The 24,183-nt window shown below is 66.4% G+C and carries 22 protein-coding genes and 2 tRNA genes; 3 read left to right on the top strand and 21 right to left on the bottom strand.

Annotated features, from left to right (window positions below; all coding sequences use genetic code 11):
• Positions 1–41 precede the first annotated feature (41 nt).
• Positions 42–557 carry a cell division protein CrgA gene (locus tag HW274_RS00115; protein WP_081376309.1) on the top strand — a complete coding sequence of 172 codons (516 nt, stop codon included), beginning with the start codon at positions 42–44 and terminating at the stop codon, positions 555–557.
• 1,134 nt (positions 558–1,691) lie between these two features.
• On the opposite strand, the gene HW274_RS00110 is transcribed toward HW274_RS00115, so the two are convergent.
• Together HW274_RS00110 and HW274_RS00105 are read right to left on the bottom strand one after the other, a co-directional pair.
• Positions 1,692–2,546 carry a rhomboid family intramembrane serine protease gene (locus tag HW274_RS00110; RefSeq protein ID WP_185988936.1) on the bottom strand — a complete coding sequence of 285 codons (855 nt, stop codon included), beginning with the start codon at positions 2,544–2,546 and terminating at the stop codon, positions 1,692–1,694.
• A gap of 186 nt (positions 2,547–2,732) precedes the next feature.
• Positions 2,733–3,254, bottom strand: coding sequence for a peptidylprolyl isomerase (locus tag HW274_RS00105; RefSeq protein ID WP_185988935.1), 522 nt, complete (start codon positions 3,252–3,254; stop codon positions 2,733–2,735).
• Positions 3,255–3,431: 177 nt separating this feature from the next.
• Here HW274_RS00105 and HW274_RS00100 point away from each other — a divergent pair, with 177 nt between their 5' ends.
• Positions 3,432–3,977, top strand: a complete 546-nt coding sequence (locus HW274_RS00100) for a hypothetical protein (RefSeq protein WP_185988934.1) — start codon at positions 3,432–3,434, stop codon at positions 3,975–3,977.
• Between the two features lie 117 nt (positions 3,978–4,094).
• On the opposite strand, the gene HW274_RS00095 is transcribed toward HW274_RS00100, so the two are convergent.
• Complete coding sequence (locus tag HW274_RS00095; protein WP_185988933.1) at positions 4,095–4,856, bottom strand: Rossmann-like domain-containing protein; 762 nt, start codon at positions 4,854–4,856, stop codon at positions 4,095–4,097.
• 340 nt (positions 4,857–5,196) lie between these two features.
• Here HW274_RS00095 and HW274_RS00090 point away from each other — a divergent pair, with 340 nt between their 5' ends.
• Positions 5,197–8,055, top strand: coding sequence for a CshA/CshB family fibrillar adhesin-related protein (locus tag HW274_RS00090; RefSeq protein WP_396027378.1), 2,859 nt, complete (start codon positions 5,197–5,199; stop codon positions 8,053–8,055).
• Positions 8,056–8,153: 98 nt separating this feature from the next.
• Here HW274_RS00090 and HW274_RS00085 read toward each other — a convergent pair whose 3' ends face one another.
• The 18 genes from HW274_RS00085 to dnaA form a co-directional block, all read right to left on the bottom strand.
• Complete coding sequence (locus tag HW274_RS00085; protein WP_185988932.1) at positions 8,154–9,002, bottom strand: GyrI-like domain-containing protein; 849 nt, start codon at positions 9,000–9,002, stop codon at positions 8,154–8,156.
• Positions 8,999–9,448, bottom strand: coding sequence for a GyrI-like domain-containing protein (locus HW274_RS00080; RefSeq protein ID WP_260679112.1), 450 nt, complete (start codon positions 9,446–9,448; stop codon positions 8,999–9,001). The genes HW274_RS00085 and HW274_RS00080 overlap by 4 nt, the downstream gene beginning before the upstream one ends.
• A gap of 65 nt (positions 9,449–9,513) precedes the next feature.
• A complete protein-coding gene (locus tag HW274_RS00075) occupies positions 9,514–10,485 on the bottom strand; it encodes a zinc-binding dehydrogenase (RefSeq protein ID WP_185988931.1) in 972 nt (323 codons plus the stop codon).
• Between the two features lie 136 nt (positions 10,486–10,621).
• Positions 10,622–11,122, bottom strand: coding sequence for a MarR family winged helix-turn-helix transcriptional regulator (locus HW274_RS00070; protein WP_075253648.1), 501 nt, complete (start codon positions 11,120–11,122; stop codon positions 10,622–10,624).
• 1 nt (position 11,123) lies between these two features.
• The gene (locus tag HW274_RS00065) at positions 11,124–11,327 is read right to left on the bottom strand and encodes a helix-turn-helix transcriptional regulator (protein WP_075253713.1); all 204 of its coding nucleotides are present in this window, start codon (positions 11,325–11,327) and stop codon (positions 11,124–11,126) included.
• Complete coding sequence (locus HW274_RS00060) at positions 11,324–11,713, bottom strand: hypothetical protein (protein WP_075253649.1); 390 nt, start codon at positions 11,711–11,713, stop codon at positions 11,324–11,326. Before HW274_RS00060 ends, HW274_RS00065 begins: the two co-directional genes overlap by 4 nt.
• Positions 11,710–12,426, bottom strand: a complete 717-nt coding sequence (locus tag HW274_RS00055) for a CPBP family intramembrane glutamic endopeptidase (RefSeq protein ID WP_075253650.1) — start codon at positions 12,424–12,426, stop codon at positions 11,710–11,712. The genes HW274_RS00060 and HW274_RS00055 overlap by 4 nt, the downstream gene beginning before the upstream one ends.
• Before the next feature lie 132 nt (positions 12,427–12,558).
• Positions 12,559–12,786: an HXXEE domain-containing protein gene (locus HW274_RS00050; RefSeq protein WP_256692423.1), complete on the bottom strand. Its 228-nt coding sequence runs from the start codon at positions 12,784–12,786 to the stop codon at positions 12,559–12,561.
• Between the two features lie 34 nt (positions 12,787–12,820).
• A tRNA-Ala gene (locus tag HW274_RS00045) sits at positions 12,821–12,896 on the bottom strand.
• A 32-nt stretch (positions 12,897–12,928) separates the two neighbouring features.
• The gene (locus HW274_RS12665; protein WP_009396342.1) at positions 12,929–13,063 is read right to left on the bottom strand and encodes a DLW-39 family protein; all 135 of its coding nucleotides are present in this window, start codon (positions 13,061–13,063) and stop codon (positions 12,929–12,931) included.
• A 30-nt stretch (positions 13,064–13,093) separates the two neighbouring features.
• Positions 13,094–13,167: transfer RNA gene (locus tag HW274_RS00040), tRNA-Ile, on the bottom strand.
• Between the two features lie 49 nt (positions 13,168–13,216).
• Positions 13,217–13,714 carry a DUF3566 domain-containing protein gene (locus HW274_RS00035; protein WP_075253651.1) on the bottom strand — a complete coding sequence of 166 codons (498 nt, stop codon included), beginning with the start codon at positions 13,712–13,714 and terminating at the stop codon, positions 13,217–13,219.
• Positions 13,711–16,392 carry a DNA gyrase subunit A gene (gene gyrA, locus HW274_RS00030; protein ID WP_075253652.1) on the bottom strand — a complete coding sequence of 894 codons (2,682 nt, stop codon included), beginning with the start codon at positions 16,390–16,392 and terminating at the stop codon, positions 13,711–13,713. Before gyrA ends, HW274_RS00035 begins: the two co-directional genes overlap by 4 nt.
• A gap of 68 nt (positions 16,393–16,460) precedes the next feature.
• Positions 16,461–18,488 (bottom strand): DNA topoisomerase (ATP-hydrolyzing) subunit B, encoded by a 2,028-nt coding sequence (gyrB, locus tag HW274_RS00025; RefSeq protein ID WP_075253653.1) that lies wholly within the window; start codon positions 18,486–18,488, stop codon positions 16,461–16,463.
• A 326-nt stretch (positions 18,489–18,814) separates the two neighbouring features.
• Entirely contained in the window at positions 18,815–19,489 is a 675-nt protein-coding gene (locus HW274_RS00020; RefSeq protein ID WP_178384978.1) for a DUF721 domain-containing protein, read from the bottom strand.
• Positions 19,482–20,699, bottom strand: coding sequence for a DNA replication/repair protein RecF (gene recF / locus HW274_RS00015; RefSeq protein WP_075253654.1), 1,218 nt, complete (start codon positions 20,697–20,699; stop codon positions 19,482–19,484). Before recF ends, HW274_RS00020 begins: the two co-directional genes overlap by 8 nt.
• A gap of 13 nt (positions 20,700–20,712) precedes the next feature.
• The gene (gene dnaN / locus HW274_RS00010; RefSeq protein WP_003788502.1) at positions 20,713–21,843 is read right to left on the bottom strand and encodes a DNA polymerase III subunit beta; all 1,131 of its coding nucleotides are present in this window, start codon (positions 21,841–21,843) and stop codon (positions 20,713–20,715) included.
• A gap of 660 nt (positions 21,844–22,503) precedes the next feature.
• Entirely contained in the window at positions 22,504–24,183 is a 1,680-nt protein-coding gene (gene dnaA, locus HW274_RS00005) for a chromosomal replication initiator protein DnaA (protein WP_075253655.1), read from the bottom strand.

Below are 24,183 nucleotides of genomic sequence, written 5' to 3'. Positions count from 1 at the left end.
TGGTCTCATGCCACCATCCCCAGACAGTGAGGAGACCCAGGGTGGCCTTGGAGAAGAAGTCCACAGCGGACGACGCCGACAAGAGCTCGGAGAAGGTCTCGAAGAAGAGCTCGGAGAAGAACAGCGCGAAGGGCGCTGAGAAGGACACGGGCTCGAAGAAGGGCTCTGCCGCCTCTGAGAAGACGGAGACGAAGGACAAGGTGGCCAAGGGCTCGAAGAAGAGCTCGTCGTCGAAGAAGAAGCACCCTGAGCGCTCCGGCAACCCGGCCAAGGCGGCCAAGGCTCTCGAGGAGGAGTCGCGCGCCGCGGCGAACCGGGTCTCGCGCACGCCCAAGAAGGTCAAGGACACCGCGTCTCCGCGCTGGTACGCCCCCACCATGGTGACGCTCCTGGTCATCGGGCTGCTGTGGGTTGTCGCCACCTACCTCTTCCAGGGCAGGTACCCGCTGCCCTACTTCGCCGAGCACCACGCCGGAGACTGGCTGTACAACGGCAACCTCTACATCGGCTTCCTCATCATGATGTCGGGCTTCCTCGGTCTGCTTCGCTGGAAGTAGCAGGTTTCAGACACTCACGCGATCAGGCATCCGCACAGGCCCCCGAGCATCGGCTCGGGGGCCTTGTCGTCAGCGGTGAGCTCCTACTTCCCAGGCACCCGGCACAGCGGGTTGATACAGCGGGTTGAGCAGGCCGACGGGGCTGCTTGATCGCATCACCGAGAGCCGCCCCACAAAGGGGCCCGGGATGGATCCCCGGAGGCCGGCACGCATGGCCTCGGCCCGATCCCCCTTCCTCCCCAGGCCATCTGTGGATCCGTGGACAACTGACTCCCCACAACCCACGTCGACTTTCCCCATGTGTGGACAGGCCTGTGGATAACTACACGCTTGTGTTTCCACACCTGTGTCCACAGATGTGGATGAACCACAGAGGTGTTCTTTCAGGCTTGTCATTCATGATCGCACGAGCTGCGCGGTGCATCTCAGGGCCGGTGCGTCTCATGTGTTGTCTCCTCGCTTCTGAGACATGTGGGTGTCATGCCTTCTGAGACACTCGCTCGGGCGGGAACCTTGGGCAGGCCGGTGGCCCTGGAGGCGAGGGCGGCTTCGGGGCGAGGCATGACGGGGTGTCGGTGTCCAGGGTGCTGACATTAAAGGCGCATCGGAGCCGCACACCGAAGAAGAGCCGCAGGATTTCAACGATTCCCGCTGGGCGCTTCGACGGCAGGCTCGGTAATGTCAGCGCTGTGGACACCGGGCCGCGCAGGAGTGAGTCCGGGGTCCTTGCGGCATGGACCGGCGCCTCCGTCACAGGTTCTACTCCACCGTTCCCTGCCCGCCGCCTGCGCTGGGGTCCGGTGGTCATGGTTCGACTCTGGCCCCGCCCAGAGTTGGCCCGAGTCTTACCTCGAGTCGGCCTGCTCCACGAGGGTCGGGATCCACTGGCCAAGGGTTGTGCGTACTGCACGAAGGCCCCACCTACCTCCAGTACCCCCAACCCTCGTCCAGTAGCACCCCGCCCTCGTGCAGTGCACCCAGACGACGACGGCAGCCACCACAGTGACCGGGGCAGCATCTCCGACAGGTCGAAGCAGCAGCTCTCCCATCTGGCAGACGCACCCCACCGGTGTCTCAGATGTCATGACATCCGAAACTTTCAGAAGTCATGAGGCAACACAGGGGCGGTGCATCTCAGGAGAGGAGGGCCCGAAGCAGATCGAGCCCCACCAGGGCCACCGCGACCGCGATGGTTCCGGCGATCCCCACGGCCTGCCGCTTCCCCCGTGGCGCCCAGGCGTAGATCGCCGAGACGATCCCTCCGACGACAAGCCCACCGAGGTGCCCCTGCCAGGAGATGTTGGCCCCCAGGAAGGAGATGACGGCATTGATCGCCACCAGCGCCACGATCCCCGAGGTGTCCCGTCCGAAGCGCCGCTGCACGATGAACATGGCCGAGAACAGGCCGAAGACCGCTCCCGAGGCACCCACTGTCAGCGTGAGCCAGGACTCCGTGTCCGGCCAGGAGAGCCAGTAGATCATTGTCGAGCCGCCCAGGGCGCTGAGCAGGTAGACGCAGGTGAAGCGCCACCGCCCGAGCACTGGTTCAAGAGCACCGCCCAGTACCCACAGAGCCCACATGTTGAAGCCGAGGTGCATGTAGTTCGCATGGAGGAAGGCGGTGGTCAGGAACCGCCAGGGCTCGTAGACGGCCAGTGCTGGCACGAAGCCCAGGCGGAGCTCCAGCGACTGCATCGTCACCTCGGGGATGAGAACTTGAAGCGCGTAGACGACGACACACAGGCCGACGAGGATCTTGGTGACCAGAGCACCGGAGACCATGTTCCCGCCCAGCAGCGTGCTCGCCTGACGTCGGCCGGCCTGAGACTGACGAGCACAGTCCACACAGTGCACCCCCACCGAGCTGGGCACCTGACAGGCGGGACAGGTGGGTCGGTCGCAGCGCTGGCAGCGCACGTAGGCCACCGTGCCCGGGTGCCGCGGGCACACAGGCGGTGCCTGCTGCGGAACCGAGTTCGTCGAGGTCATCGGATGCTCCTGTGCGGATGATCGAGGCTGAGCGGGTGAGGACGGGTGAACCGGATACGACGACGCCGCCGGGACGCGGGTCCCAGCGGCGTCACAGGGGCGAATCACACCTGATTCCGGTGGTTCGGTAGTAGCGCGGTTGCGGACCGGTCGCTGTTGAGCGACCGTCCCATCCCCTCCCGGGGACTACTCGATGATGTCCACCGAGGTGATGATGACGTCCTGCACCGGGCGGTCGCGCGGGTCGGTCTCCACCCCGGAGATCGCGTCGACGACGGCGCGGGAGGCCTCGTCGGTGACGGCACCGAAGATCGTGTGCTTGCCCTGGAGCCACTCGGTGGGGGCGGTGGTGATGAAGAACTGCGAGCCGTTGGTGCCCTTGCCCAGGCGGCGGCCGGCGTTGGCCATGGCCAGGACGTAGGGGGCGGCGAAGGTCAGTGAGGCGTCGATCTCGTCATCGAAGACGTAGCCGGGCCCTCCGGTGCCGTCACCCAGCGGGTCACCGCCCTGAATCATGAAACCGGGGATGACACGGTGGAAGATGACGTTGTCGTACAGCGGGGCGTGAGACTCCTCGCCGGTGCGAGGATCCGTCCACGCCTTCTGGCCGGTGGCCAGCCCCACGAAGTTGGAGACGGTCTCAGGAGCCTGCTCGGGGTAGAGCTCCAGGCGGATATCGCCGAGGTTGGTGTGAAGAGTCGCTTCCATGAGTGCCATGGTGACACGGTCCCGAGCCCATCGGCATGAACCCTTCAGCGGCGTGCAGCACTGTTCACCCCAGGCAAAACGTCTGGACATCGTGTGGGCCGGGCCGCGCAGGGGTGCAACCATTGGTGCACGTTGCACAACGACCGTCTGTATCCGTTTCCAACCTGGGAGGCAACCATGTCCTGCCTGATGAAGACATGCTGCGACAAGAAACTCGACACCACTCATCTGCGCAAGGAGGCAGCAACCCTCGCCGGGTCCGTCGTCGATCAGGCCGAGAAGGCCGCCCTGTGGGCTGCTCCGCACGTCAGTAAGGCCGCCGGGGGTGTGGCCCGCGCCGCCAAGGATGCACAGGAGCGTTTGGAGCCGGTGGTCCACGAGGCCCGTCACCGGGTTGTCGAGGACTACATCCCGCGTGCGCAGCGCGCCGCCGTGGCTGCCCAGGCTGCCGCGGGTACGGACGGTACCCTGACAGAGCGCGCCCAGCGCGTGGCTGTTGCCGCAAAGTCCGCCGCATTGGAGGTTCCCGTGAAGAAGCAGAAGAAGCACCGCGTGCTCAAGACCCTGGGTTGGCTCGCCGTCGCCGGCGCGGCCGCTGCCGGCGCCTACGTCGTGTGGCGTCGTAGCCAGCCGGTTGAGGACCCGTGGGCCGAGGAGTACTGGGCCGACTCCACCGAGGATGAGGCCGGCTACGGCATCAGCCCCGAGGGTGCTCAGGCCTGACGGCCCCTCTCCGTTCACGACGGCGCCGCGCTGGTTCCACCTGCGCGGCGCCGTCGTTGTTCCTGACCTCATTCCATGGGGCCGGTGCGCGACCGACATCTGCCGGTCGAGGCCGGATCAGGCTCGATGACGGTGAACCCGGAAGCCGGGGCCGATGTCGCCGGCCGGGACCATCTCAGCCAGGGAGGCCGGATCGCTGAGCGACCTCGCCGCCACGAAACCGGTGATGGTGTCAACGCCGTAGTCGAGGAGTACCGGGTTGAGCGGCGTCGACGGACCCACCAGGACGGTGTGCGCCTCATGGGAGAGCTCGATGAGACGCGGTGCGGTCTTGTTGACGAAGCTCGATGAGGAGATGAAGACGAAGTCGCACTCGGGCAGAACGTACTCGCACGCACTGTCCGGCCAGTCGCCGGGCTGAAGGTTGCGCTCGAGGCAGATGTACTCTCCGGCGCCGGCCAGGGCGGCCTCGGCGAAGGGGAAGTGCCCGATGACCGCGACCCTCTTGCCAACGATCCTCTCCTGGTAGGGATCGAAGACCTGGCGCCAGGTCAGCCCCTCCCCGGTGGGTTCGAAACCGTTGGCCGCAGTCGTCTCCTCACGCGAGTACCAGGAGTTGATGGCGGCCTGACCGATGCTGGCCTCGGCCAGGTTCCAGGACTTCGCCAGGGCGCCGACGTCGCGCAGCGGCCGTCCGTCGAACGGCCCGCCGTCGCTGAGGGCCGGACGGCTGCGCACATCCATGGTCCAGGCCGAGCCGACACCGCCGGCGGAGTTGAGGACGCGGCTCCAGCGGGACCCCTGGCCCGCCGTGCGCACGACGACGTCGTCGGGCAGTCCGTCAAGAAGCGCGTCGTAGATCTCCCATGGCTGTGACATGACCTCATCCTTCTGCAACCGGGTGGTAACTGAGCCTGACCTAATCCTAGGCAGTCCCGCCCGGCGGCGCAGCCCTTCACCCCAGTGCCTCAACGACTCCTCACGGCATCACGTCAGTGGGGACATGCCTGAGCGGAGCTCTTCACACCGCGGCCGTGCGCGCACTACTGATCCGAAAGAACACCAATGCATTACTTTCCGACCGACGACGTAATTCATTGTCGACACTCAACCGTAATATTGATTGCTGTTGAGTTGCAGGAATCCTATTCGGATTCTACGGTGATTTAACCGGTGCTACCGTGTCAAGGCCCATGTTCCTGAACCGAGGTATCTATCCATGGACTGCCGCTCACTCTTCCGTTCATCCGAGACGGATCCCATATCTGTACACACACAGTCACGCAAGCCTCACCGCTACCGGAAAATAAGAGCTCTCGCCACCGTGATGGCATCTGCCGCGACGGCGCTGAGCATCCTCATAGCTCCAGCGCCTCAGGCTGATGCCGTCTACAGTAATCCGACAGGAGGCGAAGGACGCTATCCGCAGGCGATCGACTGGATTGACTGGGCTGAACTGAGCAACACCACTACAGAGGTCGCATCGGGAAGAAGTTATAAGATTCTTCCCGCTACTTCGAGCGGCTTCACCTGGTCATCCCCGACTCAGATCTCCAGTAACTTGTGGCGCACAAGTCGCTGCACTATATCTGACATCAGAACAGTATCTGAAGGATATAACGATCCACCCTTGAGGACTCGACGAGGTTTGGAGATCGGATACGACCCAGGAACCTGGCGCGGAGATGGTCTGGCACGTATTTACAACGACGGCACAAACTACACCAACTCAGTTATCAAGAACTCCGCTAACAGTCGATCTAATATGCCCATTGGAGTAGGTAATCTTCACCAGGGCGCCATCATGCAGTTCAAATTTGACTGCAAGACCTATCTCGTCAATTCATCTACCAAACCTACTCGTGACCAACTGGAATCCACTTCCGATAAGAGGCAGCTCCCCATGGAGGGAATGGTGTTCGCCGACGCCGAAGCCTCCAACTGGAGACCTGATCAGAAGGAGTCCATCACCGTCTCCCCAATCGCCAGCAATTCCGGACGCGAAATATCCTATCGATTGCTGCAGACCGCTCAGACCAGCGGCTGTGCCACGAACTCCTGGGCCGGCCTCATCAACATGTCAACCTCTGCAGGGGACCGTCCGGCAGCCAAGCTGCGCCCGGACGGACCTGAGTGCAGCTCTGGGTCGAACAATGGTTACGGCCCTTCATCGGTGATGCTCATCAGCAACATGAATAGCGGATATCTGGAAGTCAGCGGAGGCAGCAGCGGTAAGGGCGCGGCCGCTCTCGGCGTGGTATCCTTTATGGATTACGGGGACGCACCGGAGAGCTATGGTACCGCTGGGAGCGTATTCCAGCCCTCGTGGGACGGAGGAAAACTGAATGGTTCCGGTAATCTCGACATATCTGCGCAGGCACCACCTGCCGATGCCGAATCCGGTTCTTGGTTCAATTTCAGTGATGCCGCACGTAAGGAGCGAATCGGAAGTACTACGTCCGGGGAAGTCCATTTAGGAACGTTGACCGATGGTGAGGACGTAGTCAGCTACACAGATGGTGCTAACGGCGATGACATCACTGACACTGGTGATGAGGATGCCTTGTCCAACGACTGGGATCGGGTGATCTGGACCGACATCGGCAAGAAGTGGAGCCAGGAGATCACCTGCTCAGGCAGTAACACCAAGATTGCCGGCTGGGTGGACTGGAACCGGGACGGCGTTTTCTCCGCCGGTGAGCGCTCCGCGGTGACCTCCTGCTCCAGCGCTGGCAAGGCCACCTTGACCTGGACCGTCCCCCAGGACGCCAAGCGGAGCACCATCAACGGAAACGGTGCAGCCACCTTCATGCGTCTGCGCATCACCGGCCGCCTGCCCAACGGTCAGGAAGCTGAGGACCCTCAGCCCACCGGCATCACACTCAACGGTGAGGTCGAGGACCACCAGGTGCAGGTCCAGCTGCCCAACCTGACCATGGTCAAGCAGGTGGACAACACCGCAGCCGGCTCCCTGGGCCTGTCCGCCAAGGACTGGACACTCACCGCCACTCCCAAGAGCGGCAAGACCGCCTCGGGCGCCGGTGGCTTCGACGCCGCTTACCTGCCCCAGGGCCAGACGGTGCTGTCGGAGTCCTCGTCGTCACCCAAGTCCGCCGGATACAAGGCCGCCGTCACCTGCGTACCGCACCCGAACTCGGACATCAAGACTCCGTCGTCGACGGTCAACGCCGCCTCCAAGACCCTGGATCTGGGCACAGGTGAGTGGATGCAGTGCACGATGGTCAACACGGCCCTGCCCGGGCAGGTCGTCTGGAGCAAGGTCGACGACGCCGGCAACCCCCTGGCGGGGACCGTCTTCACGCTGGCCTCGCCCGCGCTGAACGGCGGCCCGAAGGAGGTGACCGACTGCGTCGCCACCGGTGGGAAGGCCACGTGCCCCAACGGCTCGATGGACCAAGACCCTCGTGCCGGGTTCTTCAGGGTCTCCGGACTCACCTGGGGCGAGTACTCCATCACCGAGACCCAGGCGCCAACCGGCTACCACCTGTCCGGCACCACTCTGACCAAGACCCTGGACGGATCGGCGCCCGCCGCCAGCAAGGACGACAACACCCCCACCCTCGACCTGGGTCAGGTCACCAACGCCCGGATCAAGGGATCGGCCACCTGGACCAAGACCGATGAGCGCGGCAACGCCATCAAGGGCGCCCAGTGGTCACTGATTCCCGTTGACTCCAACGGCAGGCCCCAGCCGGACCAGGCCCGCACCATCACCGACTGCGTGGGCACCTGCACCCAGGACGGCCTGGACACCGATAAGAACCCCGGTGCCTTCAAGCTGGTGGATCTGGCGTACGGCTCCTACCGGCTCGTTGAGACCAAGCCGCCGGCCGGCTACATCCTGGATGCCACCCCCCGCACCATCACCATCTCCTCCCAGGATCAGGTCGTGGCGCTGGGCAACATCTCCAACCGCAAGTCGGCGGTGCCCGCCATCCCCTTCACCGGAGGAAGCGCGGCCGACACCTTCCTCATCGCCGGAGGCGCGGTGATGGGGATCACTGCGCTGGTCACGATGATCCAGGCGTACCGACGTCGGAGAGCCCTGAACTCCTGACACGACTCATGAGCTGAGCAGCAGTCAGGAGGCGCTTGATGGGCCGCAGACACCGAGGTGTCTGCGGCCCATCTGCATGCCCCCTCAGTGCGGATACCTCACAGGAGCGGCAGGAGGATATCGGTGACAGCGTCAACAGGCGGGGTGGTCACCGGGTCGGTGAGGTACTCCTCGATGATCGGATGGTCTCGCGGTTCCTCGCCCGAGCTCAGCAGCCACTGACCGTAGAGCCACCGGTAGGCGGCATGCATTGACGAGTACGGGCCGATGTAACGCATGATCGCGTACCGGCCGGCCGGCACCATCCTCTCAACAAGGTCGTGGGGAATCTTCGTACCGGGGTCGACGACGGTTCCAGCCGCCGAGCGCAGATCAGCCGGGGGAACGGCGTCGGGATCGTCCTCATAGATGGCAACCATCAGACACCCGGAGCCCACACGGTCTCTGACTCGGCTGAATGCCCGGCCGATATCCATATAGGAACCACGGTGCTCGGATACGGCAAGTCGATAGCCGCGGCGAGTCTCCACGCGCACCGCCCACCCCGGGTCCTGACTCACCGACAACGTCGATCCCGAACCACAACTCGTCACTGGTGAGTCGATCGATGCCGGGCGTCCACCCATGCGGAATCGGCTGGGAGTCGTCCTATAAGCGCGGAGAAAGACTCGACTGAACACTTCGGTGCCGGTAAACCCGGCTTTCCAGGCGATCCGTTCCACCGGCCACGAGGTCTCTGTGAGCATGGCGGCAGCCCGCTCCAGACGGAGACGGCGTACGGTCTGAGCGGCCGTCTCCCCGCGCACCGCCCGGTAGATGCGGTGCCAGTGATAACGGGAGAACCCGGAGACGTGAGCGAGAATCTCCAGACTGAGGTCCTCATCAAGATGCGCATAGATGTAGTCGGTGACAGCATCGAGCTGGCGTTGGTACTGCTCAGCCCTCATGTGTCCGAAAGGACCCCGATGGACAGATGAATCGAACCATCCGGAGCGTAGTACTCGTAGTCGGCACGATAGTCACGGGTCAGGTCCGTGCGGACCCAGACATCCACCCACGCGTCATAGACACTCTCCGGCCGAGCATCAGCCAGCGTGACGATGTCGCGAGTGGAGCTCGGGATCGTCACAGTCACCTGACCAGGGGGAACCGGGCCTCCGGCCTCGATGCGCCTGCCGATGACGAGGGTGTAGACGCCGTCGACATCGTCGCCGGGAGTCTCGTAGTCGGTGTAGACCGCATAGACGCCGGGGCCGACGCCGGGCTTCTCGGGTGCGAGGAGCCCGGCATCGGCAGCGGCCCGCCAGTGAGGAGGAATGGTGCGGGCCGCCTCTCGGTTCGATGTCCGAAGAGGCAGGCCAACGACGTCGAAGGAGCCGATCGTTTCTCTCATGCACACCATGATGCTCATATGGTGCCCAGAGCTCACTGACGATTCTTGCGGACCTGGGCGGGTCGTCAGTCCTGTGAGTGGGTCAGGACGATCTTGCCGGTGGTGGTTCCCGCGCGCACCGCGGTGACGGCCTGTGCCGCGTCCTGGATCGGGAGACGGTCGGTGACGTGGACACGGAGCTCTCCGGAGGCCACGAGCTCCACCGCGCGCCTCAGGTGGCCTCCGACGAGCGCCGGGTTCGCCCGACTGAAGGCACCGAGGTTGAAGCCGATGACGCCAATGCCCCGCAGCCACAGCGACGTGGTGCTCACCTGCTGGTCCTCCGCCTGGGAAGCGTCCCCCAACGCCAGGAGCCGTCCGCCCGTACGCAGCAGGTCGAGACTGCGCAGCCTGGCCGGGCCGGCCACCGGATCGGCGACGACATCGAACTGGGCGGGGTCGGCCTCCGCGAGGTCCTCAGTCAGCCAGGCCTCGTCATAGCCCAGATCCAGGATCTCCCGGCGCTTGGCCTGGCTGCGGGTGACGCCGACGACGCGGCCCGCCCCGAGCAGCCGGGCCACCTGACCCATCTGCGAGCCAAGACCACCGGCGGCGGCGTGGACCAGCACACTCTCACCACGGCGCAGGTGGGCGATCTCCTCCAGGGCGACGAGCGCCGTCGTCGAGTTGGCCGGAGCTGCCGCGGCCACGACCGGATCGAGTCCCGCGGGCAGAGGCGTCACGAGCTCAGCGGGAGCCACAGCAACCTGTCCATAGCCGCCACCTCCGGTGATGGTCAGAGCGACGACGGCGTCCCCGACCCGGTAGCCATCCACACCGTCACCGAGGGCGCGGACTCGACCACTCACCTCCAGCCCGGGAGTCCAGGGCAGGTCGATGGGCACGAGGCCCTCGGTGAAGAGCGCCTCGACGTAGCCGACGCCGGCATGGTCCACATCCACGGCGATCTGACCCGGTCCGGGCTCAGGGGTGGGGGCCTCCTGGTACCGCAACCCGGACGCCGGGCCATCGAAGCTGACGATCTGCATGGCCTTCATGAGCAACACCTTCCTGTATCAGTCACCAACACAGTATCAGATACCTGATACACAACACGGAGCAAACCCGTCGCGATTCGCGGAGGCAGTGGTGATCTTGGGCCCGAGACAGCAGTGATCGGCGGTGTCTTGGCCGCTACTCGGCGATGAGGTCGTCCCGCAGGAGGGTAGTGACGCGCCCGAGCATCTCGGTGAGCTGCTGGCGCTCCTTGGCGGTGAAGGCCTCGGCCATACGCTGCTCGATGCGGCGTGCGACCTTGTCGGCGCGCAGCAGCAGGGCCTCACCCTCGGGCGTGAGTGACGCAATGAGGACCTTGGCGTGGTCGGAGGAGGGGTGGCGGGTGACGAGTCGTTTCTGCTCCAGCTTGGCGATGACGGTGGCCATCGTCTGCGGAGTGACGGCGGCGGCCCTGGCCAGCTGGGCCGAGGACTGCTCAGGCACGTAGTACAGGGAGAGCATGGCCGCGTACTGGGCCACGGTGAGTTCGAAGCTCCTCAGAGCCTCGGTCTTGGCGGCCATCATGGCCTGCTCAGCCGACTTGATGTGCAGGCCGAGCCGCACCCCGGTGTCCTCGATGAGCTCGCGACGCCCTCGCCTCGGGGGCGGAATGTCAACAGAGCGGCTCACGGCGTTCATCCTAGGAGGCCACGTCATCGGGGAAGAAGATCTCCTCGATGGTCAGGCCGAAGACACGAGCAATGGTGAAGGCCAGGGGCAGGGAGGGGTCGTAGCGACCGGCCTCCAGTGCGTTGACCGTCTGGCGGGAGACCCCCAGCTCCTCGGCGAGCCGGGCCTGAGTCCAGCTGCGCTGGGCGCGCAGCACCTTGAGATCGTTCCTCACCGGTACCGCCAGGCCGTCCACAAGGTTCCGATGATGAAGAAGACTCCCCACACCATCACAACCCATGAGGCGTTGAGAAGAGGCAGGCCCACTTCCTCCATAAAACCGTAGGCAAGACAGGTGAGAATCGTTCCCGCCGATGAGATGACCAGAGCATCCAGCATCTTCTTCTGCTGCATCTCATCAATATCCTGGAACATCTTCCTCATCGCCCACGCACACACGCAGGCTCCGATCATGGGAAGCAGCGCACTGACGAATCGCCACGGAGTTCCCTCCACGGAATGGGGCCAGAATCTGCTGGAGAAAATAGCCGAAGAATAAAGCACCACACCTATGGAGAACCGAATGAGGTAGGCGAAATGTGCTTTACGGTAACTACTCATGATGCCTGTGATGCTAACAGAATCGGAAGCCCAAGACCAAGCACATCGACACCCCAGTGAGCGACCACCAGCGGCCACAGGCCGCGGCGGCAGCGCCAACGCATACCTCCGAGGATCAGCCCTCCCAAGAACGTGGTGATGAACCTGGCGAGCTGTGCCCGAGGACTCAATGGCGTCAACGCCGTGTGCTGGAGTGCGAAGAAGAACGCGATAACGACCAGTGCCGTGTTCTTATGGAAACGAGATTCGAGAGCCTCAGCGGCATACCCGCGATACAAGCCTTCTTCCGCCAGGACGATCGTCACCGGCATGATGAGCAGGGCCCACCACCCCATCCACATGGGAACGCCATGCATCACTCCTGAGGCGGGCGGATTCCCCTGATAGGCAATCAGATTGCCGATGAAGGCTGAGGCGGAGAATCCGATTTGCAGAATGATGAAGGCCAGCAGCCCCCAGGCGGTACCCGACCAGCTGGGGGCCAGCAGATCGCGCAGGCGACGATCCTGGCGAGCCAGTAGCCGCGAGAGGACAAGCAGAGTGATGACGTCGACAATCACTACCGTCACATCGGCCCATAGCAGGGCCCGATTGTAGATCCAGCCGACGAAGGGCAGAACGACACCGGTGCCGACGAAGAGCAGGACGGTTCGCATCAGGAGGAGCGCAACCACGCCACGCCCGGTTCGTGTGATGTCAAGCAAGGAGGTCATACCTCAAACATAAAGCGACCTTGTCATTCAGTCAAGGTTACTTTCCTTCATGACGGCCTCCTCCCGACCTCCCTGTTGTCACCAGGTACGCACCACCCAGCATTGCACCGGCGACGACCGGGAAGGCGGGGATCACCCATCGGTGGGGCGCACCTCGACCCCATGAGCTCGCAGCGTCCGCTTCGCGAAGATCCAGAAGGGCAGGACGACCGGCAGCGCCGTCGCCACTCCCGGGGTGTAGCGCCGGGCGAGGGCCGCTGAGCCCAGGTGGCTGAAGGTGTGCATGCCGTAGCCGTAGAGCGTGGCCTGGTAGACGGGCGAGCGTCCCCAGAAATAATCCCCGAGGCGGACCATCGTCATGGTCCATCTCGGGGAGAGGAGAGTATGGAAATCGTGGTGGAGCCAACGGGACTCGAACCCGTAACCCCCTGCTTGCAAAGCAGGTGCGCTACCAATTGCGCCATGGCCCCTCGGGGAGGATGCTCACCGGTTCCGTCAGCTGCTAGTCAACGGGGTCGGTGACCTCGGCCCACGCGGCCCGCTCCATACGGGCCGCCTCGAACCTGAGCCACGCGGCATAACCCGCAGCGGCCAGGAACGAAAAGACCGCGGCTGATACGACTGCACGGTTCCTCATGAAACCTCCTCATCGTCTCACCGCGGACGGTGGGCCTAGCTGGACTCGAACCAGCGACCTCATCCTTATCAGGGATGCGCTCTAACCAACTGAGCTATAGGCCCTTGCGACCGGAGAAGATTAACCTGTCCGGCTATCGCAGACCAAATCCGATCACTCGTCCGCAAGCGTGAGATGGATCCCACCGACGAGGGTGGCAGTGATGTTGTAGAGAAAGGCGCCCAGCGTGGTCAGGGCGGTCATCAGCACGATATCCACCACGGCGACAATCGTGGAGACAGCCAGGGCCCGCGGCAGCTCGAGGTAGGCCACGATCGCGGAGAAGGTGTTGGAGCGCTCACCGGCGACCGTCTTGACGAGCTCCTCGATGGTGGAGAAGACGTGCATGGCGTCGAGCATGAACCACACGACCGCCGTGGCGACGATGAGCATGATGCCCGCGGCGAAGCTGAGCAGGAAGCTCGCCTTCATCACTGACCAGGGGTCGACCCGGGTCAGGGCCAGACGCACGCGGCGCGGCCCGGCGATGGTCTTCTTGCTCTTCTTGCTCTTGCCGCCCGACGCGCTGCCGGAGGCATCCGCGCCACCCACAATGGATGCGGCACCTGCGGACTGCCCACCGTCAGGGGACATGGAAACCGGCTGGCTCATGCTTCGACCTCACTCTCGTTGTCTTCCAACGCTACCGTGTCCGCCGCTGAGTCCGCAGGAGAGTCGCCAGTGTCACCTTCCGGAGCCTGGAGAGCCTGGGCCTGGTCGGTGGAGTCCGCAGAGTCGGCACTCGGGGCGCTATCGGCGGCATCGACCGCCTCCTCCATGTCCCGTTCAGTGTTGCGGGCCACCGCGATGATGCGGTCTCCGGCGTCGGGCTTGGCGAAAGTCACGCCCTGTGTGGTCCGACCGGTGCGCGAGACCTCGACGACGGCGGAGCGGACCACCTTGCCCGAGGCCATGATGCACAGGACCTCGTCCCCGGAGTCGGTCACCAGGGCGCCGACGAGGTTGCCTCGGGCCTCGACGAGGTTGGCGACCTTGACGCCCAGGCCGCCACGACCCTTGACGGGGTAGTCGACGACGTTGGTGCGCTTGGCGTAGCCGCCCTCGGTGACGACGAACAGGTCGGCGTCCTGCCAGGAGGGGTCGACGACGTCCATGGCCAGCAGGTAGTCGTCCTCGCGGAAGCGCATGCCGGTGACGCCGCTGGTGGCCCGGCCCGTGGGGCGCAGGGTGTCGTCGTCGGCGTGGAAGCGCAGCGACTGGCCGGCGCGGGAGACCAGCAGGAGGTCCTGCCCGCTGCTCAGGAGGCGGGCGGAGACGAGCTCGTCGTAGTTGCCCTCCTCGTCCTGGCGCAGGTTGATGGCGATGACGCCGCCGGAGCGGTTGGAGTTGTACTCGCTCAGGCGGGTCTTCTTCACCAGGCCGCGGCGGGTGGCCAGGACCAGGTAGTCGGCCTGGTCGTAGTCCTGGAGCTCCATGACCTGGGCGATCTCCTCGCCGGGTTGGAACGCCAGGAGGTTGGCCACGTGCTGGCCCTTGGAGTCGCGCCCGCCCTCGGGCAGCTCGTAGCCCTTGGCGCGGTAGACGCGTCCGTAGTTGGTGAAGAACAGCAGCCAGCGGTGCGTCGTGGTGACGAAGAAGTGGTCGACGACGTCGTCCTCGCGCAGCGTGGCCCCGCGGATTCCCTTGCCGCCGCGGTGCTGGGAGCGGTAGGAGTCGGTGCGGGTGCGCTTGGCGTAGCCGGAGCGGGTGATGGTGACGACCACGTCCTCCTCGGGGATGAGGTCCTCCATGCTCATCTCGCCGTCGAAGGGCACGATCCGGGTGCGGCGCTCGTCGCCGTACTTCTCGACGATCTCGGCCAGCTCGTCGGAGACGATGCCCCGCTGGCGCTCCGGGGAGGCGATGATCTCGCGCAGGTCCTTGACGCGGGCGCGCAGCTCCTCGGACTCCTCCTGGATCTTGAGGCGCTCCAGGGCGGCCAGACGGCGCAGCTGGAGGGAGAGGATGGCCTCGGCCTGGGCCTCGTCGACGTCCAGCAGGCCCATGAGGCCGGTGCGGGCCTCCTCGGTGGTGGGCGAGCGCCGGATGAGGGCGATAACGGCGTCGAGGGCGTCGATGGCCTTGAGCAGACCCTCGAGGATGTGGAGGCGCTCCTCGGCCTTGCGCAGGCGGAAGCGGGAGCGGCGCACGATGACGTCGATCTGGTGGGCGACCCAGTGGCGCACGAAGCCGTCCAGGCTCAGGGTGCGCGGCACCCCGTCGACCAGGGCGAGCATGTTGGCCGGGAAGTTGTCCTGGAGCTGAGTGCGCTTGTAGAGGTTGTTGAGGACCACCTTGGCGACGGCGTCGCGCTTGAGGACGATGACCAGTCGCTGACCGGTGCGCCCGGAGGTCTCGTCACGGATGTCGGCGATGCCGGTGACCTGGCCGTCGCGCACGAGCTGGGCGATCTTGTCGGCCAGGTTGTCGGGGTTGACCTGGTAGGGCAGCTCAGTGACCACCAGGCACTGGCGGCCCTGGATCTCCTCGACGTTGACCACGGCCCGCTGGGTGATGGATCCGCGGCCGGTACGGTAGGCGTCCTCGATGCCCCGCCGGCCCAGGATCGTGGCGCCGGTGGGGAAGTCGGGTCCGGGGATCCGCTCGATGAGGGCGTCGAGCAGCTCCTCGCGCGAGGCGTCGGGGTGCTCGAGATACCACTGGGCTCCGCGGGCGACCTCGCGCAGGTTGTGCGGCGGGATGCGGGTGGCCATGCCGACGGCGATGCCCTCGGAGCCGTTGACCAGGAGGTTGGGGAACCTCGACGGCAGGATGACCGGCTCCTGGTTGCGTCCGTCGTAGTTGTCCTGGAAGTCGACGCTGTCCTCGTCGATGTCCCGGAGCATCTCCATGGCCAGGGGCGCCATCTTGCACTCGGTGTACCGGGGGGCGGCGGGCCCCAGGTTGCCGGGGGTGCCGAAGTTCCCCTGGCCGGCCACCAGCGGGTAGCGCAGCGACCACCACTGGACCAGGCGGGCCAGGGCGTCGTAGATGGCGCTGTCGCCGTGGGGGTGGTAGGTCCCCATGACGTCACCGACGATGCGCGAGGACTTGGAGAAGGAGGCGGTGGGGCGGTAGCCGCCGTCGTACATGGCGTACAGGACGCGGCGGTGGACCGGCTTGAGCCCGTCGCGCACGTCGGGCAGGGCCCGGCCCACGATGACGCTCATCGCGTAGTCGAGGTAGGAGCGCTGCATCTCCATCTGGAGGTCGACCGGCTGGATGCGCTCGGGGGCGGCTACGTTCGTCGCTCCCTCGTCGCCGATGATCTCTTCAACTTCGTCGCTCACAGGATTCCTTCGTGTTCAGAGGAGGTCGCCGGCAGCGGGCCGGCGCTTCACGTGTGGCTCGGTGCCGCTCAGATGTCCAGGAAGCGGACGTCGGAGGCGTTGCGCTGGATGAAGGAGCGCCGCTGCTCGACGTCGTCGCCCATGAGGATCGCGAAGGTCTCGTCGGCATCGGCCGCCTCATCGAGCGTGACCTGCTTGAGGATCCGGGTGGTGGGGTCCATGGTCGTCTCCCACAGCTCGTGGTCGTTCATCTCGCCCAGACCCTTGTAGCGCTGGATCCCGCCGTCCTTGGGCAAGCGGCGACCCTTCTCCTGTCCGGCGGCCAGGAGCTTGTCGCGCTCGGCGTCGGAGTAGGCGAACTCGTGCTCGGCGTTGGACCACTTGAGCCGGTAGAGCGGCGGCATGGCGATGTAGGTGTGGCCGTGCTCGATGAGGGGCCGCATGTAGCGGAACAGGAGGGTCAGCAGGAGGGTGGCGATGTGCTGGCCGTCGACGTCGGCGTCGGCCATGATGACGATCTTGCCGTAGCGCAGCTTGGCGATGTCGAAGTCCTCGCCGATTCCGGTGCCGAAGGCGGTGATGAGGCTGCGGATCGTGTCGGAGGACAGAGCCCGGTCCAGGCGCGCCTTCTCCACGTTGAGGATCTTGCCGCGGATCGGCATGATCGCCTGGTGCTCGGGGTCGCGGCCGCCGACGGCGGAGCCACCGGCGGAGTCTCCCTCAACGATGAAGATCTCGGAGTCCGCGGCGTTCTTCGAGGAGCAGTCGCGCAGCTTGCCGGGCATGGAGGCCGACTCCAGGACGCCCTTGCGGCGGGTGGCCTCGCGGGCCTTGCGGGCGGCCAGGCGCGCGGCGGCGGCCTGGGAGGCCTTGGTGATGATGGCGCGGGCGTCACCAGGGTGGGAGTCCAGCCAGTCGCCGAGCTGGGCGTAGACCGTCTGCTGGACGAAGGTGCGCGCCTCAGTGTTGCCGAGCTTGGTCTTGGTCTGGCCCTCGAACTGCGGCTCGGAGAGCTTGACGGAGATGACGGCGGTCAGCCCCTCACGGATGTCGTCACCGGTGAGGTTGTCGTCGCGCTCCTTGAGCAGGCCCTTGTCCCGGGCGTACTTGTTGACCAGGGTGGTCAGGGCCGTGCGGAAGCCCTCCTCGTGGGTGCCACCCTCGGTGGTGTTGATCGTGTTGGCATAGGTGTGGACCGACTCGGAGTAGGCGCTGGTCCACTGCATGGCGATCTCCAGGCTGATGGAGTGGTTCTCGCCCAGGGACTGCTCGGCCTCGAAGTCGATGATCTCGGGGTGGATGAGCTCGGCCTTCTTGGACTTGTTGAGGAAGGCGACGTAGTCGCGCAGGCCGTGCTCGTAGCAGTAGGAGTCGGTGCGGAAGCCGACCTCGGGGGCGTCGGGGGCGGAGTCGTCCCCGGCGATCTCGTCGCCGGCGTCCTGGACGCCGAGGCGTTCGTCGGTCAGGGTGATGCGCAGGCCCTTGTTGAGGAAGGCCATCTGCTGGAAGCGACGGCGCAGCGTCTCGTAGTCGAAGTCGACCGTCTCGAAGATGGTCGGGTCCGGGTAGAAGGTCTGGGTGGTGCCGGTGGACTCGGTGGCCTCGCCCTTGACGAGCTCGGTGATGGGGCGCCCGCCGTCAGCGAAGGACATGCGCCACACGAAGCCCTGCCGGCGGACCTCGGTGTCCACCCGGGTGGACAGGGCGTTGACCACGGAGATGCCCACGCCGTGCAGGCCGCCGGAGACGGCGTAGCCGCCGCCCCCGAACTTGCCGCCGGCGTGCAGGATCGTCATGACGACCTCGACGGTGGGCTTGTGCTCGGTGGGGTGCTCGTCGACCGGGATGCCGCGGCCGTTGTCACTGACGCGCACGCCGCCGTCGGCCAGGATGGTGACCTCGATGTGGTCGCAGTAACCGGCTAGGGCCTCGTCGACGGAGTTGTCGACGACCTCGTAGACGAGGTGGTGCAGACCCCGCTCACCGGTGGAACCGATGTACATGCCGGGGCGCTTCCGGACCGCTTCGAGCCCTTCGAGGACGGTGATGTCCGAGGCTCCGTAATCGTGATTCACAGTGGCGTCCTGGTCAGACACGTGTCAGTTGCTCCTCAATCTGTGCGCATCGGGACCTCAGTGGTCCGATGTCTCCGTCCGGCCCCTTCACACGACGATCCTGAGGAGGATCGTGCGCACACGTAGGTGGGTACATCAGGACGGTCCTGGGCGCACCTTGGGCGGTTTCACCGCATTCTAGCGTAGATGGGCCCGTGAACCGCGGCACCGTGAGCAGCTGGGGGCGTGCCCGTGGTCACCTCTGTCTCGCCTGGATCACCGCATCGCCCGACGCCTGGGGCCCGCTCCGTGTCTTTGCGACGACGACGACTGCGGCCGGCACGTTGCCAATGATACCTGAGCTGCCACTATCCGTAGGTATCGCGCGGACCGCGGGTGCCGCGCAGGCCGACTCCGCGGCGCTTCCAGGTCGGGCCGGCCGGCCCGAGGATCCGCAATTCCACCGCGTCGCCGGTGCTGATCCCTCCGGCCTGGCGGCCGCCGGGCCCCGAGCGCAGGGCCTCGACGATCCTGGCCTCGATGGTGGGCTGGAGGAGCCGGAGCTGCTGGGCCCAGCTCGAGGACGAGGCGCGCAGGGTGATGCGCCCGGCGTCGAAGGACTCGATGGTGCAGTGCTCGGCGACCTGATCGCCCACGATGGCTCGCCACCGGGCGACGACGCCGGCCACCGCGAGCTTTCCCGCCCAGCCGTTGTCGGCCACCATGCGGCGCAGCTCGCGCTGCCCGGTGCGGGGGTCGAAGGGGGTGGGTCCGGGCCGATCGCGTCCCCGCGCCAGTCCGGGGCCGCGGTCGGCCGGATCGTCGGGGTTCTGGCCCAGGGCCCGGGCCAGCTCGCGGCGCTGGTCCCAGGGCGCTGCCTGCTGCGCGTCCTTGACCCCGGTGCCGCCGGGCTCGCGCAGGCGGCGGGCCGGCACGCGGCTGTCGCCCTTCTCCCAGGCCTGGGCGCGCTGGCGGGTCAGGGCCCGCTGGGCCAGGACGTCGGGCAGTGGGCCATCGCCGGTGGACGCGGAGGGCTCAGCCACGGGTGACCTCACCGTCGGCCACGCGGTACCGGGCGCCGGACAGCTCGGTGGGGACGTCGTCGTCAACGGCGGCGGTCAGCAGGACCTGCTGGGCGCCGGCGACCATCTGGGCCAGGGCGCGGCGGCGCTGCTCGTCCAGGGAGGCGAAGACGTCGTCGAGGATGAGGACCGGCTCGCCGTCCCCGCCGTAGGCATCGATGTCGGTGCGCAGCATGTCGTAGGAGGCCAGGCGCAGTGCCAGGGCCAAGGACCACTGCTCGCCGTGGGAGGCGAATCCGCGGGCGGGCAGACCGGTGAGGAACAGACTCAGGTCGTCGCGGTGCGCCCCGACGAGGTTGGCGCCGCGGTCGATCTCGCGGGCGTGGAGCTCACCCATGGCGCTCTCCAGGCGCGCGGCCAGGGCGGCCTCATCGAGGAGCGTCTCCTCGCCGGCGAGCCAGGCCGACTCGTCGTGGGGGTCGGGCTCCGGGACTCCCTCATGGGTCAGCAGGCTCGAGCGGTAGGCGATCTGGGCTCGGGAGCGCTGCCCGGAGGTCCCGGAAACGGTCTCGTAGGCGGAGGCCACCCAGGGGCGCAGGCGCCGCACGACGTCGACCCGGGCGGCGATGAGCCGGGCGGCCGCCGCGGCGAGCTGGGCGTCCCAGACCTCCAGGGTGGAGAGCATGGAGGAGGTCGAGGAGCGGGCCGCGCGCGCGGACTTCAGGAGGCTGGCGCGCTGGGCGAGGATCTTGTCGTGCTCGGCGCGCACCCCGGCCAGGCCCGGGCGCAGCGTGACGACCAGGTCGTCGAGGAAGCCCCGGCGGACCCCGGGCTCGGCGCGCACTAGGGAGAGGTCCTCGGGGGCGAAAACGACCGCGCGCAGCACCCCGAGCAGGTCGCGGGGCCGGCAGCCGCCCCGGTTGAGGCGGGCCCGGTTCGCCTTGCCGGCGATGATCTCGATCTCCAGGACGCTGGGTCTTTCCCCGTGGACGGCCCGGGCGCGCACGACGGCGCCGGCCGGCTGGGCCTGGCCCGATGCTGCCCGCCGGACGAGGGCGGTGTCCGCGCCGATCCGGTGGGAGGAGAGGGTCGCCAGGTAGACGATGGCCTCGACCAGGTTGGTCTTGCCCTGCCCGTTGGAGCCGACGAAGGCACTGGGGCCCGGCTCCAGGGACAGCACCAGGCTGCGGTAGGAGCGGAAGTCGTCCAGGGAGAGGTCAGAGACGTACATGCCCCGTCGGGTCTCAGGCCCCGAAGCGGATCGGCATGAGCAGGTAGCGGAAGGAGGAGTCCTCGGTGCCTCCAATGGAGTCCATGCCGGTGAGCACCGCGGGCTTCGAGGCGTGGGTGAAGTCGAGGCGGACGTAGGGCTGGTTGAGGGCGCCCAGGCCGTCGAGGAGGTAGCCGGGGTTGAAGGCGGTGGAGATGTCGTCGCCCTCGAGGTGGGCGACGAGCTGCTCGGTGGCCTGGGCGTCGTCACCCTGTCCGGCGTCGAGCTCCAGGTTGCCCTGGGTGAAGGACATGTGGATGGGGGTGGAACGGTCTGCGACGAGGCTGACGCGGCGCACGGCGGCCATGAGCTCGTCGGTGCCCACGGTGGCGTGGATCGAGGTGGACTCCGGGAAGAGCCGGCGCACCGGCGGGTAGTCGCCGTCGGTGAGCAGGGAGGTGGTGCGCCGGCCGCCGGCCTCGAAGCCGATGAGGCTGGAGGCAGCCGACTCGCTGCTGAGGGCCACGGTCACGTCTCCGGAAGAGGTCAGGGACTTGGCGACGTCGGAGAGGGTGCGGGCCTTGAGCAGGGCCGTGGTGGACAGCTCTGTGTTGGACGGCGACCAGGTCAGTTCCCGCATGGCCAGGCGGTAGCGGTCGGTGGCCATGAGGACCAGCGAGCTGCCCTCGACCTCGATCTGGACGCTGGTGAGCAGAGGCAGGGTGTCGTCGCGGGAGGCGGCGATGGAGACCTGGCCGACGGCGCGGGCCAGGTCGTGGGCGTCGATCGTGCCGGCGACGGCGGGCATAACCGGCAGTGCCGGGTAGTCGTCGGCGGCCATGGCCGCCAGGGAGAAGCGGGCCGACCCGCAGGAGACGGCGACCTTGTTGCCCTCGACCTCCAAGTCGACGGGCTTGTTCGGCAGCGCCTTGGCGATATCGGCCAGGAGGCGTCCGGAGACGAGGACGACGCCGTCCTCCTCGACGTCGGCGGCCACCTCGCAGTGGGCGGAGACCTCGTAGTCGAAGGAGGCCAGGACGAGGCTGGAGCCCTTGGCCTCCAGCCTGACGCCGGCGAGCACAGGTACCGGCGGGCGGGCGGGCACGGATCGCGCAGTCCAGGTGACGGCTTCAGCGAGGATGTCTCGGTCAACCCTGAGCTTCACGGTAGGTGCCTCCGTCAATCGTGGTCGGTCGGCCGGTAGGCGTCGTGGCACTACTGAGCCGAGAGAAATACGTGGTGCCGGCAGGTCGCCGGCGGACAGTCGTCATGGGAACGGCGTCGCTGGGAACGCAGTCCTGGGTCGAGAGTGTAGACGGTAGTCCAGTCCGTGGGAGTCACCCTGTCACCAGCGATCACCCATGCTCATCCCATGAGCCTTTCCGAATGACAAGCGCCCGGGGCCCGGTCCGGTCTCGTTGGCCGATCGTGCTTCGCGATTTCTTGTCATCTAGATCTGTAGGGGTAGTAGCACGTGTGGATGCTGGGGATAACAGGATTTTTCGCCGTCATGACGCCAGTGGTGCTGGGGAATGACACGTGGGTGGTTCTGGTGAGCGGACAGGGGTATCGGTGGAGAGAGCGAATGACATCCATGTCATTCCACAGTGGGGGTGCGCTACCTCCACAGCGACACGCTCGCTCCTCCACGTGCCCTCCTCAGCACCGTCCACAGCGGTGGTTGACGTGGTCCGGTGAAGGCACTCTTGGCAACCATCCGCGCCGCTCGTTCCTCGCGGCGCTCCCGCCAGTCCCGTCCACGCCTTCGAGCACCTTCACCAGACCACATCTGTCAGTCGCGTGAATGATGCGTCCCGTCGTCGGCTCAGGCGGGAGACTGGGCGGCCTGCTTGATGCGGCTGGTCAGCTCGGTGACCTGGTTGAAGGTCGAGCGCCGCTCGGCCATGAGGGTGCGGATCTTCTTGTCCGCGCTCATGACGGTGGTGTGGTCGCGCCCGCCGAACTCCCGCCCGATCTTGGGCAGGGAGAGGTCGGTGAGCTCGCGGCACAGGTACATGGCGATGTGGCGGGCCGAGACCATGGTGCGTGAGCGGTTGGCCGAGCACAGGTCGTCAATGGTGATGCCGAAGTAGTCGGCGGTCTGCGCCATGATGAGGGAGGTCGTGATCTCCTGGCCCTCGGGGTCGGAGATGATGTCCTTGAGGACCATCTCGGCCAGGGTCTGGTCGACGGGCTGCTTGTTGAGGGAGGCGAAGGCCGTGACCCGGATGAGGGCGCCCTCGAGCTCGCGGATGTTGGTGGTGATGCGTGAGGCGATGTACTCCAGAACGTCGAAGGGCAGGTCGAGGCCCTCGGCGGTGCCCTTGCGGGAGAGGATCGCGATGCGGGTCTCCAGGTCCGGGGGCTGGACGTCGGCCAGCAGGCCCCACTCGAAGCGGGAGCGCAGGCGCTCGTCGAGCCCCCCGAGGGCCTTGGGGGGCTGGTCGGAGGTGAGGACCACCTGCTTGCCCGAGGAGTGCAGGGAGTTGAAGGTGTGGAAGAACTCCTCGAGGGTTGACTCCTTGCCCTGGAGGAACTGGATGTCGTCGACCAGGAGGATGTCGACCTCGCGGTAGCGGCGCTTGAAGCCCTCCATGCGGCCATCGTCCTGGTTGCCGTCGCGCACGCAGGCAATGAAGTCGGAGACGAAGACCTCGGAGTTGACGTATTTGACGCGGATCCCCGGGTTGAGAGTCTGAGCGTAGTGGCCGATGGCGTGCAGGAGGTGCGTCTTGCCCAGGCCGGAGCCGCCGTAGATGAACAGAGGGTTGTAGGCACGGGCCGGGGCCTCGGCAACGGCCAGCGCAGTGGCGTGGGCGAAGCGGTTGGAGGAGCCGGTGACGTAGGTGTCGAAGGTGTATCTCGGATTGAGCTGGGAGACGTCGTGGGCCGCTGTGGGAGTCAGCAGCCCGGTGGGGTTCTGGGGGCCGGTGCCCCCAGGGCTGTAGGTGCCGGGATGCGCTGACCTGGTGGGGAGGGAACCCGACATCGTCGACGGCGCCGAGGCGGCGGAGGTCTGGGAGTGAGGCATCGGTGAGGGGGCGCTCGCCGAGTAGGGCGAGGGCTCGGCGAGGTGCTCGCCGTAAGCAGGCATCGTTGGTGCGGCGGGCGCGGCGGACATAGCCGATGCGGTGGAGGGTCCCGACGGCTGGGGTGGGACGGAGGGGGACGGGGAGGATGCCGGTGCGGGGGCGACGGTCGTCAGGTTGGCCGGTTCGGGAGCCACCGGGGGCATGGGTGCGCGCGAGGCCTCCGAGGAGGTGTCGACCGTGACCTCCATGGGCATGGGGCGGCCCCAGACCTGGGTGATGGCGGCGCTGATGGGGGCACGTGCCTGCTCGACGATGTCCTTGGCGAAGGCCGAGCCGACGACGAGGACGAGCGTGCCGTCGACGTCGATGAGGTGGGTCATGCGGATCATGGACATCTTGCCCTGCCCCAGCTCTCCGGAGCTGGAGAGCACCTCGAGGGCTGAGAGCCATTTGGTATTGGCGGCGTCGGGCAC

It is taken from the genome of Actinomyces sp. oral taxon 169, assembly GCF_013394715.1.
Lineage (GTDB): Bacteria > Actinomycetota > Actinomycetes > Actinomycetales > Actinomycetaceae > Actinomyces.
This window is presented reverse-complemented; position numbering and strand designations above follow the sequence as displayed.

What these genes read in the sequence shown, in the direction of transcription:
- HW274_RS00110 (WP_185988936.1), bottom strand. Translation starts at nt 2,546, where the DNA reads ATGACCTCGACGAACTCGGTTCCGCAGCAGGCACCGCCTGTGTGCCCG.
- HW274_RS00105 (WP_185988935.1), bottom strand. Translation starts at nt 3,254, where the DNA reads ATGGAAGCGACTCTTCACACCAACCTCGGCGATATCCGCCTGGAGCTC.
- HW274_RS00100 (WP_185988934.1), top strand. Translation starts at nt 3,432, where the DNA reads ATGTCCTGCCTGATGAAGACATGCTGCGACAAGAAACTCGACACCACT.
- HW274_RS00095 (WP_185988933.1), bottom strand. Translation starts at nt 4,856, where the DNA reads ATGTCACAGCCATGGGAGATCTACGACGCGCTTCTTGACGGACTGCCC.
- HW274_RS00090 (WP_396027378.1), top strand. Translation starts at nt 5,197, where the DNA reads ATGGACTGCCGCTCACTCTTCCGTTCATCCGAGACGGATCCCATATCT.
- HW274_RS00085 (WP_185988932.1), bottom strand. Translation starts at nt 9,002, where the DNA reads ATGAGGGCTGAGCAGTACCAACGCCAGCTCGATGCTGTCACCGACTAC.
- HW274_RS00080 (WP_260679112.1), bottom strand. Translation starts at nt 9,448, where the DNA reads ATGAGAGAAACGATCGGCTCCTTCGACGTCGTTGGCCTGCCTCTTCGG.
- HW274_RS00075 (WP_185988931.1), bottom strand. Translation starts at nt 10,485, where the DNA reads ATGAAGGCCATGCAGATCGTCAGCTTCGATGGCCCGGCGTCCGGGTTG.
- HW274_RS00070 (WP_075253648.1), bottom strand. Translation starts at nt 11,122, where the DNA reads ATGAACGCCGTGAGCCGCTCTGTTGACATTCCGCCCCCGAGGCGAGGG.
- HW274_RS00060 (WP_075253649.1), bottom strand. Translation starts at nt 11,713, where the DNA reads ATGAGTAGTTACCGTAAAGCACATTTCGCCTACCTCATTCGGTTCTCC.
- HW274_RS00055 (WP_075253650.1), bottom strand. Translation starts at nt 12,426, where the DNA reads ATGACCTCCTTGCTTGACATCACACGAACCGGGCGTGGCGTGGTTGCG.
- HW274_RS00050 (WP_256692423.1), bottom strand. Translation starts at nt 12,786, where the DNA reads ATGACGATGGTCCGCCTCGGGGATTATTTCTGGGGACGCTCGCCCGTC.
- HW274_RS12665 (WP_009396342.1), bottom strand. Translation starts at nt 13,063, where the DNA reads ATGAGGAACCGTGCAGTCGTATCAGCCGCGGTCTTTTCGTTCCTGGCC.
- HW274_RS00035 (WP_075253651.1), bottom strand. Translation starts at nt 13,714, where the DNA reads ATGAGCCAGCCGGTTTCCATGTCCCCTGACGGTGGGCAGTCCGCAGGT.
- recF (WP_075253654.1), bottom strand. Translation starts at nt 20,699, where the DNA reads ATGTACGTCTCTGACCTCTCCCTGGACGACTTCCGCTCCTACCGCAGC.